General features: G+C 56.6%; 20 protein-coding genes. 14 read left to right on the plus strand and 6 right to left on the minus strand.

Annotated features, from left to right (window positions below):
- Window positions 1-11: 11 nt before the first annotated feature.
- Both QYE77_RS10215 and QYE77_RS10220 read right to left on the minus strand, forming a co-directional pair.
- Window positions 12-995, minus strand: a complete 984-nt coding sequence (locus QYE77_RS10215; RefSeq protein WP_315625307.1) for an alpha-ketoacid dehydrogenase subunit beta — start codon at window positions 993-995, stop codon at window positions 12-14.
- Window positions 988-1,971: a thiamine pyrophosphate-dependent dehydrogenase E1 component subunit alpha gene (locus tag QYE77_RS10220; protein WP_315625308.1), complete on the minus strand. Its 984-nt coding sequence runs from the start codon at window positions 1,969-1,971 to the stop codon at window positions 988-990. The genes QYE77_RS10215 and QYE77_RS10220 overlap by 8 nt, the downstream gene beginning before the upstream one ends.
- Before the next feature lie 242 nt (window positions 1,972-2,213).
- Here QYE77_RS10220 and QYE77_RS10225 point away from each other — a divergent pair, with 242 nt between their 5' ends.
- From QYE77_RS10225 to QYE77_RS10245, 5 genes are all read left to right on the plus strand, one after another.
- Window positions 2,214-3,494, plus strand: a complete 1,281-nt coding sequence (locus QYE77_RS10225) for an MFS transporter (protein ID WP_315625309.1) — start codon at window positions 2,214-2,216, stop codon at window positions 3,492-3,494.
- A 131-nt stretch (window positions 3,495-3,625) separates the two neighbouring features.
- The gene (locus QYE77_RS10230; protein WP_315625310.1) at window positions 3,626-4,537 is read left to right on the plus strand and encodes a CPBP family intramembrane glutamic endopeptidase; all 912 of its coding nucleotides are present in this window, start codon (window positions 3,626-3,628) and stop codon (window positions 4,535-4,537) included.
- A complete protein-coding gene (locus QYE77_RS10235; protein WP_315625311.1) occupies window positions 4,524-5,138 on the plus strand; it encodes a helix-turn-helix domain-containing protein in 615 nt (204 codons plus the stop codon). Before QYE77_RS10230 ends, QYE77_RS10235 begins: the two co-directional genes overlap by 14 nt.
- Window positions 5,101-6,036, plus strand: a complete 936-nt coding sequence (locus QYE77_RS10240) for an ABC transporter ATP-binding protein (protein WP_315625312.1) — start codon at window positions 5,101-5,103, stop codon at window positions 6,034-6,036. Before QYE77_RS10235 ends, QYE77_RS10240 begins: the two co-directional genes overlap by 38 nt.
- 2 nt (window positions 6,037-6,038) lie before the next feature.
- The gene (locus tag QYE77_RS10245; protein ID WP_315625313.1) at window positions 6,039-6,827 is read left to right on the plus strand and encodes an ABC transporter permease subunit; all 789 of its coding nucleotides are present in this window, start codon (window positions 6,039-6,041) and stop codon (window positions 6,825-6,827) included.
- A 170-nt stretch (window positions 6,828-6,997) separates the two neighbouring features.
- Here QYE77_RS10245 and QYE77_RS10250 read toward each other — a convergent pair whose 3' ends face one another.
- Complete coding sequence (locus tag QYE77_RS10250; protein ID WP_315625314.1) at window positions 6,998-8,200, minus strand: ISAs1 family transposase; 1,203 nt, start codon at window positions 8,198-8,200, stop codon at window positions 6,998-7,000.
- 67 nt (window positions 8,201-8,267) lie between these two features.
- Between QYE77_RS10250 and QYE77_RS10255 the strand changes: the two genes are divergently transcribed.
- Entirely contained in the window at window positions 8,268-8,945 is a 678-nt protein-coding gene (locus QYE77_RS10255) for an Ig-like domain-containing protein (protein WP_315625315.1), read from the plus strand.
- Window positions 8,946-8,957: 12 nt separating this feature from the next.
- On the opposite strand, the gene QYE77_RS10260 is transcribed toward QYE77_RS10255, so the two are convergent.
- The 3 genes from QYE77_RS10260 to QYE77_RS10270 form a co-directional block, all read right to left on the minus strand.
- Complete coding sequence (locus QYE77_RS10260) at window positions 8,958-9,656, minus strand: hypothetical protein (protein ID WP_315625316.1); 699 nt, start codon at window positions 9,654-9,656, stop codon at window positions 8,958-8,960.
- 197 nt (window positions 9,657-9,853) lie between these two features.
- On the minus strand, window positions 9,854-10,084 hold the full coding sequence (locus tag QYE77_RS10265) for a hypothetical protein (RefSeq protein ID WP_315625317.1): 231 nt from the start codon (window positions 10,082-10,084) through the stop codon (window positions 9,854-9,856).
- A 72-nt stretch (window positions 10,085-10,156) separates the two neighbouring features.
- Window positions 10,157-10,675: a flavin reductase family protein gene (locus QYE77_RS10270; protein ID WP_315625318.1), complete on the minus strand. Its 519-nt coding sequence runs from the start codon at window positions 10,673-10,675 to the stop codon at window positions 10,157-10,159.
- Between the two features lie 369 nt (window positions 10,676-11,044).
- Between QYE77_RS10270 and QYE77_RS10275 the strand changes: the two genes are divergently transcribed.
- The 8 genes from QYE77_RS10275 to QYE77_RS10310 all read left to right on the plus strand — a co-directional run bounded on the left by QYE77_RS10275 (window position 11,045) and on the right by QYE77_RS10310 (window position 18,171).
- Window positions 11,045-11,674, plus strand: a complete 630-nt coding sequence (locus QYE77_RS10275; RefSeq protein ID WP_315625319.1) for a hypothetical protein — start codon at window positions 11,045-11,047, stop codon at window positions 11,672-11,674.
- Window positions 11,675-11,765: 91 nt separating this feature from the next.
- Window positions 11,766-12,626, plus strand: a complete 861-nt coding sequence (locus QYE77_RS10280) for an energy-coupling factor transporter transmembrane component T family protein (RefSeq protein ID WP_315625321.1) — start codon at window positions 11,766-11,768, stop codon at window positions 12,624-12,626.
- A gap of 8 nt (window positions 12,627-12,634) precedes the next feature.
- On the plus strand, window positions 12,635-13,504 hold the full coding sequence (locus QYE77_RS10285; RefSeq protein WP_315625322.1) for an energy-coupling factor ABC transporter ATP-binding protein: 870 nt from the start codon (window positions 12,635-12,637) through the stop codon (window positions 13,502-13,504).
- A gap of 13 nt (window positions 13,505-13,517) precedes the next feature.
- On the plus strand, window positions 13,518-14,357 hold the full coding sequence (locus tag QYE77_RS10290) for an energy-coupling factor ABC transporter ATP-binding protein (protein WP_315625323.1): 840 nt from the start codon (window positions 13,518-13,520) through the stop codon (window positions 14,355-14,357).
- 498 nt (window positions 14,358-14,855) lie between these two features.
- Window positions 14,856-15,644 carry a YIP1 family protein gene (locus QYE77_RS10295; RefSeq protein WP_315625324.1) on the plus strand — a complete coding sequence of 263 codons (789 nt, stop codon included), beginning with the start codon at window positions 14,856-14,858 and terminating at the stop codon, window positions 15,642-15,644.
- A gap of 12 nt (window positions 15,645-15,656) precedes the next feature.
- Window positions 15,657-16,397 carry an ABC transporter ATP-binding protein gene (locus QYE77_RS10300; RefSeq protein ID WP_315625325.1) on the plus strand — a complete coding sequence of 247 codons (741 nt, stop codon included), beginning with the start codon at window positions 15,657-15,659 and terminating at the stop codon, window positions 16,395-16,397.
- Entirely contained in the window at window positions 16,394-16,585 is a 192-nt protein-coding gene (locus tag QYE77_RS10305; RefSeq protein ID WP_315625326.1) for a hypothetical protein, read from the plus strand. Before QYE77_RS10300 ends, QYE77_RS10305 begins: the two co-directional genes overlap by 4 nt.
- Before the next feature lie 8 nt (window positions 16,586-16,593).
- The gene (locus tag QYE77_RS10310; protein WP_315625327.1) at window positions 16,594-18,171 is read left to right on the plus strand and encodes a COG1361 S-layer family protein; all 1,578 of its coding nucleotides are present in this window, start codon (window positions 16,594-16,596) and stop codon (window positions 18,169-18,171) included.
- Window positions 18,172-18,181 lie beyond the last annotated feature (10 nt).

Raw genomic sequence — 18,181 nt, forward strand, 5'->3', positions numbered from 1 at the left:
GGAGTACCTCCCTAATACGCAGCCAGAGCGCGCAATGCCGCGGCGATTTTTTGCGCGTTGGGCATGAACCAGTCCTGCATAGGATGGCTGAAGGGCACGCCGGGCACATCCGGCCCGCACAGGCGGCGCACCGGGGCATCCAGCGCCTCAAACGCTTCTTCAGCGATGAGAGCGGCAATCTCGGCACCGTAGCCGCCGGTCACATTGTCTTCGTGAACAATAAGAACTTTGCCGGTCTTGCGTGCCGAATCCAAAATAGTAGTCCGATCCACCGGGGCCAGGGTGCGCAAATCCACCACTTCGACCTCGATGCCCTCGGCGGCGACCATCTCCGCTGCTTGCAGGGCGTAATAGTGCATCATCCCATAGGTGAAAAGGCTGATGTCGCGGCCGGGACGGGTGACGCGCGCCGGGCCAATGGGTACCGTGTAGTCTTCGGTGGGTACCTCGCCCCGCAAAAGGCGATAGCCTTTCTTGGGCTCCAGGAACAGCACGGGGTTAGGGTCGCGCACGGCCGCTTTGAGCAAGCCCTTGGCATCGTAAGGGTTCGAGGGGATCACCACTTTAAGCCCCGGCACGTGAGCAAAGAACGCTTCCACGCTTTGGGAGTGGTACAAACCGCCGCCGATCCCGCCTCCGTAGGGCGCGCGGATAACCAGCGGCACGCACCACTCGCCATTCGAACGGTAGCACATGCGGGCGGCCTCGTTCACGATTTGATTGAAGGCGGGGAAGATAAAATCGGCGAATTGGATTTCGCAGATGGGGCGCATACCATAGAGCGCCGCGCCGATACCCACCCCCACAATCGAAGCCTCCGCCAGGGGGGAGTCTATGACGCGTTCTGGGCCGTATTTATCATATAAGCCCAGGGTGGCGCGGAAAACCCCGCCCCGTTGGCCCACGTCCTCACCCACGATGAACACCCGCTCGTCGCGGGCCATCTCTTCATCCATGGCCTGTCGAATGGCTTCGACCAGAGTCATCTCAGGCATGAGACACCTCCGTGCAGAACACAGGACCGGCAGCCTCTTCGGGCGCGGGGTAAGGGGCCTGGGTGGCTTCGTTGACAGCGGTGTCCACCAGTGCCTTGATCTCGGCTTCCATGGCTTGCAAACGTTCAGCGCTGAGCCAACCCTGCGCTTCCAGGTGCTGGCGCATGCGGAGCAGGGGGTCACGGCGCTTGTGCGCTTCGACCTCTTCGCGTGAGCGATAGGAACGGTCGTCGTCGTCCGAGGAGTGAGGTGTCAGACGGTACATGCGGGCTTCAATCAACGTGGGGCCTTCGCCGCGGCGCGCTTTTTCTACGGCCCGGGCGACGGCGTCATACACAGCCAGCGCATCCGTACCATCCACGGCGATCCCTTCCAATCCCAGGCCGCAGGCTTTGGCCGCCGCTCCCTCTACGGCCATTTGCTTCTCGACCGGTTCGGAGATGGCGTAACGATTGTTTTCGACCATAAAGATCACCGGTAAGCGATGAATGGCCGCCCAGTTAACGGCTTCATACCACTCGCCTTGCGAGGTCGCGCCTTCGCCGATGGTGGTGAGCACCACCTTGTCCTCGCGGCGCATTTTGATCGCCAGGGCGATTCCTACCGCGTGCGGGGTCTGCGTGGCGACCGGTGCCGAATGACTGACGACGTTGGCACGGCGCAGGCTCCAGTGGCTGGGCATTTGCCGCCCGCCCGAACTGGGTTCTTCGCGTTTTCCCATTAAGCTGAGCATGAACTCGCGCGGGGTGTAACCCAGATAGAGCATCAATGCCAGGTCACGGTAGTAGGGCACCACCCAATCTTCGCCCTTACGCAGGGCAAATGCTGCGCCAATCTGGGCGGCCTCCTGCCCAATCCCGGAGATGTGAAAGGCGATTTTGCCCTGACGATGCAGTACCCACGCCCGTTCGTCCAGGCGGCGTGCCAACAGCATGTACCAGAACATGTCCATCTGCTGTGGTTCCGATAGGGTCATGGTAAAGGGCCTCCTTTAATCTGGGAAACCTGTAACAATTGGATTAACATCCTGCAAATAGTGTACTTTACAACCGGGTGCAGGGCAATAAGAGCGTTCCCCTAGCCTAAAACCCCATCGCTGCTCCAAAGTAACGGGCAAATCCGTAATAAAGCGGTTGGGGCCAGGTTAAGATACAATCATAGCAACGTAGTATCCTCAAGTTTTTTCCAACCCTATACCTCGGCTTCAGGGAGACCCTTATGCTATTAAAACGCACCTGGATCGGCGTGAGCCTGCTCGGATTCATTGGCGCCCTGGCGTGGGCAGTGGAAAACCAGTTTTTCAACACCTTTGTCTATGATACGATCACCCCTGATCCTCGTCCGATTTCCTGGATGGTGGCTGCCAGTGCCATCACCGCTACTCTGACCAGCATTTTGATGGGTGCGCTGAGCGACCGTACCCGTACCCATTGGGGCCGGCGGCGTCCTTTTATCCTGGTGGGTTATTTGCTGTGGGGTGTGGCAACTGCGGCTTTCCCTTCCGCAGCGTTGTTTCATCCGATCGGCCTGGCGGTGGGTATGGCCATCCTTTTCGACTGTGTGATGACCTTCTTCGGTTCCACGGCCAACGATGCCGCGCTCAACGCCTATGTGACTGACGTGACCACGCCCAGCAACCGCGGGCGCCTGGTCAGCGTGCTGTATATCGCTTCGGCTGTGGCAAACCTGATCATCTACGCCGGCGCGGGAATGATCATCGAGCGTTGGGGATATTTCCCGCTTTTCTACCTCATCGGCGGTGGCGTGATCCTGCTCGGACTTATCGGCGGGCTGCTGATCCAGGAGCCACCTCTTCCCTCTGCGCCTGTGGGCAGTTACTGGGGGCAAATTGCCGATACCTTCCGCTGGCAGAGCCTGCGTCAGCACCGGGATTTTTTCCTGCTTTTGTTGGCTATGGGATTATGGGGGGTGGCGCAACAAATTTTCTTCCCCTACCTGCTCATTTATCTCAACCATTATCTGGATTTACCCCCCAGCACCGCTACATTGCTCGTCTTTATCGCCATCTTGTTCGGTAGCATTCTCAGCGCTTACCCGCTGGGGTTGCTCACGGACCGTTGGGGCCGCAAGCGCATGGCAGCGCTGGCCGTCCTGTTCGAGATCATCGGCCTGAGTGCGTTTTCTCTGGCACGATCAGAAGCCACCCTGGCATTGACCGGTATCCTCTGGCTTGGTGCCGGCACGGCCTGGGGCATTGCCACCAATGCCTGGAGCAAAGACCTCTTCCCGGAGGATAAGCGCGGTCAATTCGCCGGTTATGTCATCCTCTTTACCGTGGCTTTTACCATGATCCCTGGGCCGCTGGTGGGGGGATGGTTGGCAACGCACTACGGCATCCCAACCGTGCTGAACGGCAAGCCGGGCTTCATCCCCACACCGTTGATCTTCCAGGCCGCTGCCGCTGCGACCATCTTGGCTGCCTTGCCCCTGGTGGGGGTGCGCGTTCAGCCCCGCCAAAACACGCCCAACCAGACCTAGGGCAGGCTCCGTAAGTCGTCATACGGTTCTCGGGGAGCCAACCCCTTTGGGTTAAAGGGGCTATCCTGGATTGGCTCTTGATTGTTTTCAAAATTGATAATATAATCATTTTTGTTATCAAAGGAGGCGTTATGAATCCATCCTTCGATCGTCGGCGGGTCTTTATTTTCATCCTCTTTGCCTTTGGGTTGGCCTGGGCCGTGGGTGGTGTGGTGGCCTTGACCGGTGGTCTGGTCCATAGTCCATCGCTACCCGGTGGGCTTAATCTGGCCGTGGTGCTCATCGCCACCGGTTACATGTGGGCCCCGGCACTGGCGCACGTCCTCACGCGCCTGGTGACCCGTGAGGGTTGGCACGACCTGTGGCTGCGGCCTCGTTTTCGGACCGCTTGGCGCACCTGGTTGATTGCCTGGTTTACTCCCCTTTTGGCAACACTGGTCGGGGCCGCCGTTTTCTTCGCGCTCTTTCCCCAGTACTTTGACCCGGATCTGCTTCAACTCCGGGCTGCCTTGGCGAATAGCGGTCCTCTGGCGACGCTTAATCCCTGGCTCTTGGTTGGCCTGATGATTGTGCAAGCCATGCTGGTCGCCACGGTTATAAATAGCCTCTTCACGTTTGGCGAGGAATTTGGTTGGCGGGCCTACCTGTTGCAAAAACTCTTGCCCTTGGGTCCTCGCCGTGCCGCTTTGCTCAGTGGCATCATCTGGGGAGTGTGGCATGCACCGGTGATCGCCATGGGGCACAACTACGGCCTGGATTATCCCGGTTTTCCCTGGCTGGGAATCCTCGCCATGACCTGGGCGTGCGTGTTGCTGGGGGTTTTCTTCGCCTGGATTACCCTGCGCGGGCGGAGCGTCTGGCCGGCGGTGATCGCCCATGCCGTGATCAACGGCATCAGTGGAGTGGCCCTGCTGGCGGTGCGGGGACAGCCCAACCCGGTGTTGGGACCTCTTCCGGTGGCGCTGATCGGCTCCGCTGGGTGGTTGCTTATTGCAGTTTATCTTTTCTTCTTTGTGCGTTGGCCGGACGATGGCGTGGCGTAACCGTCTCGAACTGGTGTTGCATCCGGTGCGCCTGCGCTTGATCCTGGAATTGGTCAAAGGTGAGCGCACGGTGGACGACCTGCAGGCTGCCATTCCCGAGGTCTCGCGTCCCACCCTCTACCGCCATTTGAGACGCCTGGAGGAGGGCGGCCTGGTGCGAGTGGTAGGGCAGCGCGCCGTACGGGGCACGGTGGAAAAATCGTACACCCTGGCGACCGAACAGTTGATTCTGGATCAAGCCACTATGGCTCATCTGAGTCGCGAGGAACACCTCGAGTTCTTTGTGACCTTTTTGAGCAGCCTGCTCGGGGATTATGCCCGTTACTTGGCAGCTCACCCTGCCCCGGATTTGCAAGCCGATGGGGTGGGATTTCATCAACACGTGTTCTTCTTGAATGAGGCGGAGTTTCAGGCCTTCGTGCGGGCGCTCAATCATGCCTTGCTTCCCTTTGCCCAAAACCAGGCTGCGCCTGGTCGTATTCCGCGCCTGTTTGCGACGATCTTGATGCCTTTGGAGATCACTTCTAATTCTGAGATGACGTTGGGAGGAGAAAAGAACCCTCATGAGGATCATCACCGAGAACCTGACCAAAATCTTTAACACCCGCCGTAATCAACCTCCCATTGTGGCGGTGGAGGACCTGAACCTGGATATTCATCCCGGTGAAGTATTTGGTTTACTGGGTCCAAACGGCGCGGGTAAAACCACCACCGTGCGCATGCTGACCACCCTTATCGCGCCTACCGCAGGACAGGCCTTTGTTGGACCCTGGAAGGTGGGACGGGATGACCGCCAAATTCGCCAATCGGTGGGGCTGCTGACCGAGGCGCCGGGCATGTACGAAGCCCTCTCGGCTGAAAAGAATTTGACCATCTACGCCCGCCTTTACAACGTCCGCGATGTTAAGGGCCAGGTTGAGAAATATCTGCGCATGTTGGGACTGTGGGAGCGCCGCGCTGATCCGGTGGGGAGTTTTTCCAAGGGTATGCGCCAAAAACTGGCGATCGCTCGCGCACTCCTGCACGAACCGCAGGTGCTCTTCCTGGATGAGCCGACCAGCGGGCTGGATCCTGAGGCGGCGAAACTGGTGCGCGATTTCATCGAGGAATTGGAGTCGGAAGGACGGACCATTGTCCTCTGTACCCACAACCTGGATGAGGCGGAACGGTTGTGCCATCGGGTGGTCATCTTCAAGACGCGCCTGATCGCCGTAGATACCCCTGAAAACCTGCGTAAGCGTTTGTTTGGGCGAAAAGTGGTTTTTCATCTGCGCCAGGTGCAGCCGCAGTGGGTGGAGTTGCTACGTTCTTTCCCCTTCGTGGAAGAGGTGAGCACCTTGGAGAACCGCATCATCGTAGGGTTGCCGAACCCCGAAGAACAGAACCCTGTGCTGGTACGGCGCCTGGTGGAAGCGGGGGCAGAGATTCAATTTGTGGGTGAGTTACGTCACACGCTGGAAGACGTTTACCTGCGCACGTTGCAAGGTTTGGGAGAGTAGCCATGCATCACCTGCTCACAATCATTGATAAAGAATGGGCGGAAGTTTTTAAGAATAAAATCGTCTTTTTTACCCTGGTGTTCATGCCACTGTTGTTTACGGCCCTCCCCCTGGTCAGTTTGCATTTTATGACCGGGGCAATGCCCGAAGGGGCCGATGCCGCCGATGTGCCAGAAGCGTTTCTGCTGGCCTGTGGTACCCTCTCGGCGCGGGATTGTTTACAAATCTATGTGATTGACCAGTTTATGCTGCTGTACATGATGATGCCGCTGATCATCCCGATCACCATCGCGGCGTACAGCGTGGTGGGCGAGAAAACCACCCGCAGCCTGGAGCCCTTGTTGGCAACGCCGATTACCACGGAGACGTTGCTGGCCGGGAAGGCCCTGGCGGCAGTGATCCCGGCCCTCGCGGCTACCTGGGTATGTTTCGGTATCTTTTTGTTGGCGCTGCCGCTGGTGGGGGCGGGTGAGGCAGCACGCGCCCATGCGCTGGGCCCGACCTGGTTGTTGGGCATTTTTGTCGCTGCGCCGCTGATGGCCGTGGCGGCAGTGAATTTTGCGTTGATGGTCTCATCGCGCGTTAACGACCCCCGCGTGGCCGAGCAACTGGCGGCGGTATTAATCGTGCCCTTGCTGGCGCTCTTCTTCGCCCAGATTATCGGCTTTATCATCCTCAGCCCGTCGCTGATGCTGATCATGATCGCTGTTCTGCTTGTGCTGGATGTCGCTCTGATCTATCTGGGAGCGCGGTTGTTCCAGCGCGAGACAATCCTAACCCGTTGGCGCTAAGCCGGGAGGTTACCCATGAGGCCGGTTTGGACGTTGCGTAAATGGTACGTGCTTTTTAGCCTGCTGGTTGCGCTGGGCATCATGGCAGCTACGGCGACCCCACCGGTGATGTCTTATCGTTTGGGGCTACGACGTAACTTTGGTTATGGTGGGGGCAGCCCATGGCTTTCTCAAAGTCGCGAATCTCCCGAAACCAGCAAGGCGAAAGCCTGGTCAAGGTGTCCATCAAACCATCTGCGAGCCTGGGCAGCGTTGTGAAAACCGGCTCGCTTGATCAACGCCAGGACAAGGTTGTGGATGGTCGCCAGAATTCGACCTGCAGCGCCTTTGGTCATGCGGGTGGCGTCTTCGCGAAAGGTCACATCTCGCCGATAATGCAAGCCGGTTTCAATCTGCCAATGCTTCCGTCTGACTTGCAGCAGCCGCTTGGGCAAGGCTTTTTCTCGCGACAGGCTGGTGATGCCGTACTCCACCTCCCGGCTGGTCTTGATCGCTTTCCCCTGGCGTATCCAGGTAAAATGGCGCTCCATCCGATAGACTTGCTTCAGACCGGGCCAATCGAGATAGTCATTGAGCATGGTGCTGGTTTGTATCTGCCGTTTCTCAATGCGTCCATGTCCCTTGTTGACGGTTTCCGCCTGCAGAAAGTCGGTGGTGGTCCGCCCAAAGCCTGGTTTGGGCTTGTCCGGGGCAAACAAGCGCTCAATATCCCGATACAAGCGCTCCTGGTTTTCCTTCACCACCCACAGATAGTCTCCGCCGCGGGCAACAATCTGGGCCGAAAGCGCTCGTTGGGCATGCATGGCATCGCCCGTGATAATTTTCCCTGCGATTGCCACTTGTTCCAAAGCCCGCGGAGCCGCTACGATCTCGTTTTCCTTCCGATCCACGGCGATTTGAGCCATCACGCACTGTTCATCAACATCGTACACGCTCAACACCTGATCGGCTAGCTCTTCAGCGGCGAGCCGCGTGCCGCGCAAGGTCTTGCCATCCATCGCCAGCTGCTCTCCACCCTTGACCGCTTGCCGTTGATAGTCGCGCATCAGCCGGTCGAATTCGGCTTCGTCCAAAATGTTCTGGAACACCCGACGAATGGTGTTGTGGTGCGGCATCCGGGTTCGTTTCAATTTCAAGTGTCTGGCCAATGCTTCCGCGTGATTGCTTGCCCAATCGGCTATCTCAACCGGCGTGTCCTTCCCACTCAATTTCCCCAAAAAGATGAGCGCCAACAGGGTCGTTAGATGATAACGCTTGCCGCGCGCCTTGCGCGGGTCGCTAATCCTTTGAAAATAGGCATACAAACTGCTTGCATCGTAGATGACGCCGTTTTCGTTGATCTCCTGCCAGGGCCGAAGTGTGCTATACTCCATGTCGTCCTCCTCGGTGTTGGGGTTGTTTGCGCTCCCAATTTTACCGAAGAGGACCCTTTTTATTTATTTGTCAAGGAACTTTGAGAATGCCATCGGGGGCAGCCAGATTCGTGGCGATTTCACGTTAAGCCTGGTGCCGGAAAGCGGGGTCAGCCAGGTCACATTCTTGATGGACGGTCAGCCTATGGCCACCGTCAACACGCCGCCGTTTCGGTTTCGCTTTAACACCGGCGATTATCCCCTGGGGTGGCACGAACTGAGTGCCGAGGTTGTGACCGCCGATGGACAGGTGTTTTATACCCCCGCGCGGCGCATCGAATTTGTCAGCGCTGAGGTCGAGCGTCAGGCTATGGTGCGCATACTGGTGCCCCTGCTGGGGGGTGTGCTGGGGTTGATGGCACTGGGGATGGGTTTACAATTCCTCCTCTTGGGCCGCAAGTCGAGCCAACCTTTGCCCCTAGGTGCGCCGCGAAAGTATGGCCTGGTTGGCGGTGCCATTTGCCCGCGCTGCAAGCGGGCGACCCCCTTGCACCTGTGGTCAATCACACTTGGGGTGGGCCGCCTGGACCGCTGTGAGGCGTGTGGGCGGTGGAGTGTAATGCGCCGCGCCACGCCGGCGGAGTTGGCGGCGGCTGAGCAGGCCGAACGCCAGCAAGCCGCGCCCTCCGCGCCGGGGGTTGTTTCACCTCAGAGCGAAGAGGAACGCCTGCGCGAGTTGCTCGATCGGTCGCGTTTTTTGGATTGAGCGCTGCTGAGGTTACTTTTCAGCAGGTTTCTCACTTTCTAGGATCTCGCGCGCAGCGGCTTGTAGACGTTCCTCGGCCGGAGTGCGCGGGCGAAAAACCTGCGCCAGCCACTTCAGCCAGCCGGCATCCACCTCACCCAGACGTTTGCCCTTGTAGCGCCCGAAGGGAATCACTTCCTCTTGAGGGGGTAGTGCTGCGCTTGCCGGGGTCTCTGCGACCTCCGCGGGGATGGCTTCGGGCAGGACTTCAGGGGCGGTCAGTTCATCGGGATGGCGGGCCCAATCTGGCAATTCGGGGGCGCTAATGATCGCGTGCCGTTTCTCATCGTAGTCGCACCACACTTGAGGCAGGCGATAGAGGTAGCGCCCGAGGCCGAAATCGGAGCAGACCCGCTTAAATCCCTGGGCGTAGGCCGTGGTGAAGGCGTTCTCATCGTCCAGGGAGGCCTCACCCACGTTGACCCGGGTGATGCCGGCAATGGTCAGGGAGACAATAGCCGCCACCTTCTTCTCGGTCATCACGAACTGCACCGAGGAGGTCCATTGGGGGAAGACCTTATCCAGGCGGTCTTCATAATCGCGCATATCCACGTAGGCGGCGGCCAGGGCCCGCTTCTTATCCGCGCTCAGGGCTTGCGGTTTCCATTCAATTGAGGCGCTATGAAATGGTACCGCTAATTCATTCAGAATCTGTTCAAAGGTTTTGGGCATTGTGACCTCCATCTCCTATGTTCTTCGAGGTCGGTTGTTGGTTGTTTTCCTTATTAAACTATCATAGCATAGAATGTGGCGTTAGGATGAATAAAAAGGGTGAATGATCCATCCCGCGGTACAGAGAGCAAATTTAATGTGGATTAAAGCAGAAAACCCCTCGGGATGAGGGGTAGTGTGGAGTTGCCTTTTAGCAGTTAGGGGTTTTGTTCGAAAGGATCGTAAAGCGGGTTAGTGCCCGCCCACACGCAGGTCATATGATCCCAGAAGTTGCATTCCAGGCCACGCGAGCAGCGCTTGGAGATCAACCGTGGGGGCTGATCCGGCAACACCTCAGAGGGGTAGGCCATCTGGGCTTCCAGGGCTACCTCGCAACCGGCCCGCTCACAAAACCGCACCTTTAAAACTTCCCATCGCCGTTCCGCCATCGCTGCCTCCCAACAGATTTTGCCTATAAGTAACCGTTACCTTTATTCAGATTATACTATGGGCGCGAAGCGTCAAGGGATTTTTTTCCGCCTTTTTGGTCTTGGCTCAAACCGCCACCGCTCACCCAGCGTGGCAAAGTCACGAAACCCCAGGAAGAGAATGGGGCGCTCCTTGGCCTCCGCTTCCCCTTCGGCATGAATCACATCTCCTGTAAACACAACGTGATCCCCATCCAATGGCAATTCATGCACCCGAAGTTCGAAGACGGCAAGGGAACGCTCGGGCAGTTTTGTGGTTGCCAGGTGGCGTGCGGGGCGAAGTGAAATACCCAATTGTTGGGATTTGGAAACTTGGCGACCACTCAAGTATCCAGCCTGAACTATCCAGGCACGTTCTTCCCACGCCAGGAAGCATAACGCCGCTTCGCCCTTCTCACGTAAAAGGGCAAGTGTGTAATTATTCTTATCTACGGCAAAAAGAAAGCGGAACGGGGTTTTTGAGATGGGCGTCCACCAGGCGATGGGTATAAAATTCTCGCCCACTGCCAGTAGGGCTAGATGCATGGGATAGAACCATGAGGTGTATTGCATAATTTTATTTTCTCAATTTACTGGATATGAAGTACAGGATGTATAACCTTTTCCAAAACCTAGTAACGGTGCCCGGGTTTCGGGATACATGTCATTCCTTCGTCAGACATCTGACATCTACTGCTTGAAATACCGGGTAAAGTTTTCTATAATACCCTTTAGAAAAGGGGGGAAGAGCGAGCACATCTTCATACCCATCCTCAACCCCGGAGGAGGTGGTGCGACGCCAACAATAATTCAACCAGTCCCTATCCTAGCCTTTTCTAACTCCATGATTTCTCTTTCCTTTGTTCATTGCCCTCTCATTGTTCCCAACCTGGTTCATTCTTTCGTGACCTGAACAAATCCACACTTTTCAGGAGGTGTTCCATGGCTACGGCTTCCCCCAAGGACTTAACGGCTGAACAAATCTGGACCGTTCAGCCCGGTGAACGCCGTTCGGTGGGCGTTATTCATATTGTCATTTTGGCCTTGCTGATCGGCATTGGTTTCGTCGTCGGCGCCTTTGGTAGTATTTCTTTCCCTCTTGGCTTTGGGGTTAATTTCTTCTGGACCGGCATCGCCGTGCAGCAAGTCGGTGGTATCTGGTTTGGCGGTTGGGGTGTGCTGGCCGGTGCGATTTTCCCCTTCTTCTCTAATGCGATTGCTGGCACGCCGTTTTACGTCTCACTGGGTTATGTGCCGGCCAATGCAGTACAGGCATTCCTCCCGGCTTGGGCGTTCCGTCGCTTCAAGGCCGACCCGCGCTTGAAGAGCGGCCGTGATTACCTCATCCTCTTCCTTTCAATGCTGGTCGCGAACGCTTTCGGTGCGCTGTGGTCGCCGTTGGTGGTGCTGCGCGGTTTTGGGTTGCTGACCACTGAATCGGTGCCCCTGTTCGTGTGGGGGTGGTTCGGCGGCAACATGGTTGCGGGCATCGTCTTCAACTTCATCCTGCTTAAGGCGCTTTCGGGCGTGGTCATTCGCACCCCGGCGTTCGTGAAGCGGTGGTGGGCTTAGTCGGTTGCCGTTTGCGGCAGACACGGGATGGGGCAGGGGATGCCCCATCCCGTCTATTGAGACGCATTCATGTCGAAAGGCGAGAAGGCTTATGAATAAAACCATGCTGGGCTATGTGCCCAAAGAGTCACCGATTTACGCCGTACATCCCTTCGTCAAGTTATATTTCTTGCTCATCGTCAGTCTTTTTCCCATGTTTGTAGCGGCGCCAGAATGGAATTTTTTCCTTTTGGTCTTCATTCTGGCGCTTATGGTGATCAGCCGTGTGGATATTCGGATTGTGCGCATTTATATCCCGGTGGCGATTTCAATGGGGAGCATCATTTTAATTTCCTACACCATCCTGGGGGGACGCCATCCGGAGTTTCAGGTCATCTTTAACCTGTTTGGCCTGCCGATTTATTGGGAACGGGTGCGGGATGCGCTGGTCGTGTATTTCCGCATTTTGCCCATGATTGCTACGATGGTATTCTTTCTCAGCACGTCGCGCGAGCGCGACATCATCGTCGCCATGCGCACCATCCGCTTGCCCTTCGTGGTGACTTACGTTTTTGCTATGGCCTTGCGCGCGGCCGGCATGGTGTTAGAAGATTTCCAAATCGTCCGCCAAGCCGAGCAGGCCCGCGGGTTTGATACTACCGGTAAGCCACTTACTTATAAAATTCGTAAGTACATCATGTATATGATCCCCTTATTTGCACTCTCGTTGCGCCGTTCCGAGGAATTCACCAACGCGCTGGTAGCGCGGGGTTATGCCTTCACCGGCGAGGCGAGTCGTGTCAAGCGCGCTGATTATATTTTGACCCATTATTCCTTCAAGCCCCACGATGTGATCTTTACTGCCCTTATTACCCTGGCATTCGTGGCGCTTTTGGTGGCGCGCTACGGGTTTAACTACTTTGGCTTGGATGATTCCTGGTTTATCCAGTGGTTGCATGCTGTCTTGTCCTGAAGGAGGCTATGGTGTCGGCGATTATCGAAATCCGTGATTACACTTGGCAGTATCTGAATACCGAAAAGCCCGCTCTGGATGCGATCAGCCTGGATATTTATGAGGGGGAGTTTGTGGGAATTATCGGCCCGAATGGGGCGGGAAAAACCACCCTGGCGCTTTCTATGGATGGCTTAATCCCCGGTCAATACCACGGGGTTAAACAGGGCACGGTCAAGGTGATGGGTAAAGAGGTAGAGGATTACCCGCGTGGCCAGTTGCAGCGTCAGGTGGGGGTGGTGTTTTCCGATCCCGAAGCCCAATTTACCGCCATGACAGTTGAAGACGAACTGGTATTCGGGTTGGAAAACCTCGGCTTAAGCATTCCCGAGATTCGCGAACGCTTGGAGTGGGTGACCGAACTGACAGCACTCAAACCTCTCCTCCCCAAACCTCCTTATGAAATTTCCGGAGGGCAGAAACAGCGTGTAGCCCTGGCAGCCGTGCTTGCAATGATGCCCAAGGTGATGGTGTTGGATGAGCCTACCTCCATGCTCGACCCGATCAGTCGCAAGCGCATCTTTGAGGTTCTGGGGCGGTTAAAACAAGAACAGCACAATACAGTTATCGTCATCGAACACAGTCTGGAGAACCTGATCCCGCTCGCCGATCGCATGATCCTGCTTTCGGAAGGCAAAGTCGCTTTACAAGCACCGACGCGCGAATTTTTCCAGGAAATTGCCTTCTTGCTGGAGAAGGGGATCTACCCACCGGAGGCGATGCAGTTCTTTTACCGTTTGGTCCAAAGAGGATGGTATAACGGCGACCTCCCGATTACCCTGGATGAGGCCGCGACTAAGTTGGAGGCGATTTTGATGCCTCATCATTCCACGCGTTGATCAAAAGGTGACCATGAACGCACCACAACCCTATATTCGCGTTATTAATCTCACTTATGACTATCCGGATGGCACGCGTGCTCTCACCGATGTGAATCTCGACATCTATGAGGGTGAGTTTATCGCGCTCATCGGGCAAAATGGATCCGGAAAAACCACCCTTTCAAAGTGCCTGAACGGTTTGCTCAAACCCACCCGGGGTGATGTGATTGTGGACGGGTTAAACTCTAAAACCACCCCCATCGTGCAAATGGTCAAACGGGTGGGTTATGTGTTCCAAAACCCGGATCATCAACTCTTTAATAGCACCTGCTGGGATGAGATTGCTTACGGGCCGCGTAACATCCTTTTACCCGAGGCTGAGGTCAAAGAACGGGTTATTGAAGCCGCACGGGTGGTTGGCCTGGCAGAGGCCTACTTTGATTCGCATCCTTTCTTCCTTTCCAAGGGACTGCGCCAGCGGGTGGCAATCGCCTCCATTTTGGCACTGCGCCCCAAGGTGATCATTGTAGATGAGCCCACCACCGGCCAGGATTCACGCCAATCTTTCGAGATTATGGATTTTCTTAAAGACCTTAACGAGAATCACGGTCACACCATTATCATCATCACGCATGATATGCCCATCGTCGCGCACTATGCCCGCCGTGTGGTGGTGATGGGGCTGGGGCAGGTGTTGGCCGATGGGCCAACCGCCGAGGTGTTCAAACAGGCCGAGGTGCTTGCCAGGACGCATTTGGAGCCGCCGCAGATCACTCAACTGGCCCAGCGCTGCCAACATCTGGGATTCGACCCGGGCACCTTGACGGTTGAGCAGATGTTGGCACAGTTTCAACGATTAAGTAAGGCCTGAGCCGTATTGATCAAGTAGTGATGGTTTACCCGAGAGGGCACTAGAACTTTTGTGCCCTCTCGTTTTTCATGGTTTTTCCCAACCTTTTGTTTGGTTAGGGATATTAATATTATAGAAGTACCTGCTAGCTAAGCAGCTTAGATCCCTGTTCATTAAACGGGCACTTGCTTTAGAAACTCTATGAAGCAAGTGCCTATATCTTTTAGCCTGCTATTTAGACCGGGTGCTATGGTAAATGTTGGGTTCATATGGGGAAGAGTTGCTCGCAAGCGAGAAAGAGAGCGAGGACGCTAATGTAACAGTATTTTATTATGGAGTAGAAAGCACGTCCCATCAAAGTCCCTTTTTATACAGAATTTGCTTCCATACCACTTGTTTAGAGTAGGTTACAATTACCCCGGGACATAAAAATGGGAACTTTTATAGGGGGAGAAACGTTAAACAAGAATGAAGGTTCTGTTCGGCAAACACAGGTTTTCGTTGCTCTGAGGTGATGTGATGACCGATACCGAAACGCTTTCACCCCCTGCTGAAATTACCCCCCGCCGCTGGCACTTCGCCTTTCTTCCGGGCATCTTGTTCCGCCCGCGCCGTACCTTGCTTGCTTTGCGCGAGCAGGAGAATGCCACCTGGCTCACCCCTATGGTGGTGCTGACGCTGTTGGCGTTAGTGCTGGCATTGGCTGGCGCACCGGTACGCCTGCAACAGGCGCAGATTATCCCCGAACCTCCGCCGGATTTCCAGTACTGGCCACAAGAACAGCAGCAACAGTATTTCCAAGCCCAGCAACAGCGAGCGAATCCGCTCTTTGTCTTTATCTTTCCTGCGCTGGCGAATCTGGCTGCAGTCTGGCTGCCCTGGCTGATCCTGAGCAGTCTGCTCCACCTGGCGCTGACGCTCGGCGGCAGCCGCGGCAACGGGGTCGCCACGTTCAACCTGGTGGCCTGGAGCAGTGTGCCACTCGGTCTGCGCTATCTGGTGCAGAGCCTAGCCATCCTGATCACGCGGCAGGCCATCAGCGCGCCGGGACTCTCTGGCTTCATTCCGAGCGATGTAACCGGTTTAGCCCTCTTTGCGCGGGCCGCCCTGGCTCAGATTGATCTGTATTGGCTTTGGATGGTCATCCTCTTGTTGATTGGTGTGCCACTCTTTTCGGGGCTCCAACGTGTCAAAGCCTGGGGGTTGACCCTGCTCGCTATTCTGCTGACCTTAGCCTTGCAGGCGCTGCCGGGCTATTTTACGGCACGATTGGGTAATCTGTTTGTGACGCGCCCTTTTTTCTTTTAGTCGGTCAGGCGCATGGATGACAGCATTCTGATCATGATCCGTGGCTTGCGCAAGGTGTACCCTATGGGACGCCAGCAGGCGGTGCAGGCTCTCGCCGGGGTGGATCTGGACATCCCTGCCGGGAGTTTTACCGTCGTGATGGGGCCTTCTGGCTCGGGCAAATCCACCTTGCTACATCTGATCGGGGGATTGGATCGCCCTACTGCAGGCAGTATTCAAGTCAACGGGCAGCGCCTGGAAACACTGGATGAAAATCAGTTGGCTGAATACCGGCGCAAGATGGTGGGATTTATCTTCCAGGCGTTTAATCTGGTTTCTTCGATGACGGCACTGGAAAATGTGGCTTTCCCGTTGCGTTTTTCAGGGGTGCCGCCGGCGCGCCGCCGCCAGATTGCGCTCAACCTCTTGCGTCAGGTAGGGCTGGAGAACCGCGCCCACCACCGCCCAACCGAACTTTCGGGCGGGCAGCAGCAGCGGGTGGCCATTGCTCGGGCCCTGGTGCACCAACCGCGCATCATCCTGGCCGATGAGCCAACCGGTAACCTGGATACGGCCAGCGGCTATAGCATCATGCAGTTGCTCTCGGAACTGCATCGCGCCGGCCACACCATTATCGTAGTAACCCACGACACCCGCATGCACCGCTTTGCCACTCACTTGGTCTATTTGTTGGACGGGCGGGTGGTAACCCGCGAAGACTATGAGGCCGCGGCCAATTTTGCCGCACTTACCCAAGGAGGACCTGAAAGATGAAGCATTGGCACTACTTTCGTTTGGGCTTGATTCTGGTGCTGGTGGGTTTGGTTTTGGCACCTGCTTATGTCATTTATGCTCAGAGTGGCTCAGTCACCATTACGCCCGATGCCACCCAGAGAGATGGACAAGTGGGTAGTGTGGTCTTCTATACCCTTACGTTATTAATACTGGTGCTACCGATGTAAGCCTCAAAGTGATCACTCAAGGTTTGAATGCCTGGCCGGTAACCACAGATCCGCTCACGTTTACATTGGCCGCGAGTGAAAGCCGGAATGTCATTGTAGCAGTGGCGGTTCCGGCTACAGCCCCAAATGGCGCCACCGAAGTAACCACGGTTCAGTTGTTAGAGGCAACGACTAATACCGGGCTAGGAAGTGTGGCTCTGACCACGCGTGCGTTTGTTCCACCTACGGCGACCTTGCCACCCAGTGGGCGCCCGTTGGTGGTCATGGAATCCTATGGTATTGAAGAAGGTGGCCCGATTGCGCCGGGGCAGGAATTCGGCCTGCGCCTGCGCATGGCCAACGTGGGGCGCAGTGCTGCGCGGGATATCATCTTCACCTTCAGCGGCGAGGGCTTTTTGCCTCTCAACACGGGGGGTGTGCGCACCTTGAGCGGCCTGGCGCCCGAGGAACGGCTGGATGTGGTGCAGCGTTTTCTGGCCAGCCCTACCCTGAGCGGCAGCCTGGCAACGATTACGGTGAATGTAACCTATAACGACCCCGCTGGCACGGCCTATACCACGACCCTCACGGTGACGATTGACCTGAAACCGCCGGCCTATGCCTCCGGGCCGGCGCGACCGACTGCCACGCCGACGGCGATCAGCCGCCCCCAATTGGTCGTGATGGGCTATCGCAGTGATGTGGATCAGCTCCAGCCCGGATCCATCTTCACCCTTGACCTGGAAATTGAAAACCTGGGCAGCAGCAACGCGCGCAATGTGGTCATGATCCTGGGTGGGGGTACCCTTAGCGGTGATAACAGCGGTACGCCGGCGCCGGGCGGGGTCTCGGCTAGCGGTAGCGACCTCTCAACCTTCGCCCCGTTAGGGAGTTCTAACATCATTTACCTCGGCGATGTGCCACTAGGGCAGGCGCTTAAGACCAGCACCCAGTTGATCGTCAATGTCAATGCCAACCCTGGCGCTTATCCGTTCAAAATTTCCTTCGTCTATGATGATGAAAAGGGCAACCGCCAGGTCAATGACCAGGTGATTACCCTGCTCGTGTATTCGTTGCCCCAGGTAGAGGTCGGCTTTTACCGCGATCCGGGTTTCTTCCAAGCCGGTATGCCTGCCGTGTTGCCCTTGCAGGTCACCAACCTGGGGCGCAAATCGGCTGTGTTGGGGAACATGAAGGTGAGCGCCGAAAATGCAGAGTTGAGCAACAACGTTTCCCTGGTCGGCGCACTGGAGCCGGGCGGCTATTTCACCCTGGATGTGAACTTCACGCCTTACCAGGCCGGGCCGCAGGACATCACGGTGACCATTACCTACACGGATGACTTTAACCAGCCGCGCAGTATTATCCAAACCCTGACCGTGGACGTGATGGAAGCGCCGGTGATGGAGACGCCGATGTTCCCCGGTGAGGGTGGGTTGCCGGCGGAACCTACCGCCCCGGAGACCTTCTGGGATGTTCTCTGGCGTTTTATCAAGGGCCTCTTGGGTTTGGGCAGTGGTCGCCCTCAGCCTACGCCGATTACCCCTGAAATGCCCCCCGGCGAGGTGCCGGTTCCGGTGCCGGTTGGGCCGGGCGGTAAAGGTTAGGGTGGTGTGG

The sequence above is a fragment of the Thermanaerothrix solaris genome, assembly GCF_032334255.1.
Taxonomy (GTDB): Bacteria; Chloroflexota; Anaerolineae; order Anaerolineales; family Anaerolineaceae; genus Thermanaerothrix; species Thermanaerothrix solaris.

Coding starts and splice junctions, on each gene's coding strand:
- QYE77_RS10300 (WP_315625325.1), top strand. CDS start 15,657: ATGGATGACAGCATTCTGATCATGATCCGTGGCTTGCGCAAGGTGTAC.
- QYE77_RS10230 (WP_315625310.1), top strand. CDS start 3,626: ATGAATCCATCCTTCGATCGTCGGCGGGTCTTTATTTTCATCCTCTTT.
- QYE77_RS10240 (WP_315625312.1), top strand. CDS start 5,101: ATGAGGATCATCACCGAGAACCTGACCAAAATCTTTAACACCCGCCGT.
- QYE77_RS10250 (WP_315625314.1), bottom strand. CDS start 8,200: ATGGAGTATAGCACACTTCGGCCCTGGCAGGAGATCAACGAAAACGGC.
- QYE77_RS10305 (WP_315625326.1), top strand. CDS start 16,394: ATGAAGCATTGGCACTACTTTCGTTTGGGCTTGATTCTGGTGCTGGTG.
- QYE77_RS10295 (WP_315625324.1), top strand. CDS start 14,856: ATGACCGATACCGAAACGCTTTCACCCCCTGCTGAAATTACCCCCCGC.
- QYE77_RS10270 (WP_315625318.1), bottom strand. CDS start 10,675: ATGCAATACACCTCATGGTTCTATCCCATGCATCTAGCCCTACTGGCA.
- QYE77_RS10220 (WP_315625308.1), bottom strand. CDS start 1,971: ATGACCCTATCGGAACCACAGCAGATGGACATGTTCTGGTACATGCTG.
- QYE77_RS10260 (WP_315625316.1), bottom strand. CDS start 9,656: ATGCCCAAAACCTTTGAACAGATTCTGAATGAATTAGCGGTACCATTT.
- QYE77_RS10225 (WP_315625309.1), top strand. CDS start 2,214: ATGCTATTAAAACGCACCTGGATCGGCGTGAGCCTGCTCGGATTCATT.
- QYE77_RS10245 (WP_315625313.1), top strand. CDS start 6,039: ATGCATCACCTGCTCACAATCATTGATAAAGAATGGGCGGAAGTTTTT.
- QYE77_RS10275 (WP_315625319.1), top strand. CDS start 11,045: ATGGCTACGGCTTCCCCCAAGGACTTAACGGCTGAACAAATCTGGACC.
- QYE77_RS10290 (WP_315625323.1), top strand. CDS start 13,518: ATGAACGCACCACAACCCTATATTCGCGTTATTAATCTCACTTATGAC.
- QYE77_RS10215 (WP_315625307.1), bottom strand. CDS start 995: ATGCCTGAGATGACTCTGGTCGAAGCCATTCGACAGGCCATGGATGAA.
- QYE77_RS10285 (WP_315625322.1), top strand. CDS start 12,635: ATGGTGTCGGCGATTATCGAAATCCGTGATTACACTTGGCAGTATCTG.
- QYE77_RS10265 (WP_315625317.1), bottom strand. CDS start 10,084: ATGGCGGAACGGCGATGGGAAGTTTTAAAGGTGCGGTTTTGTGAGCGG.
- QYE77_RS10235 (WP_315625311.1), top strand. CDS start 4,524: ATGGCGTGGCGTAACCGTCTCGAACTGGTGTTGCATCCGGTGCGCCTG.
- QYE77_RS10280 (WP_315625321.1), top strand. CDS start 11,766: ATGAATAAAACCATGCTGGGCTATGTGCCCAAAGAGTCACCGATTTAC.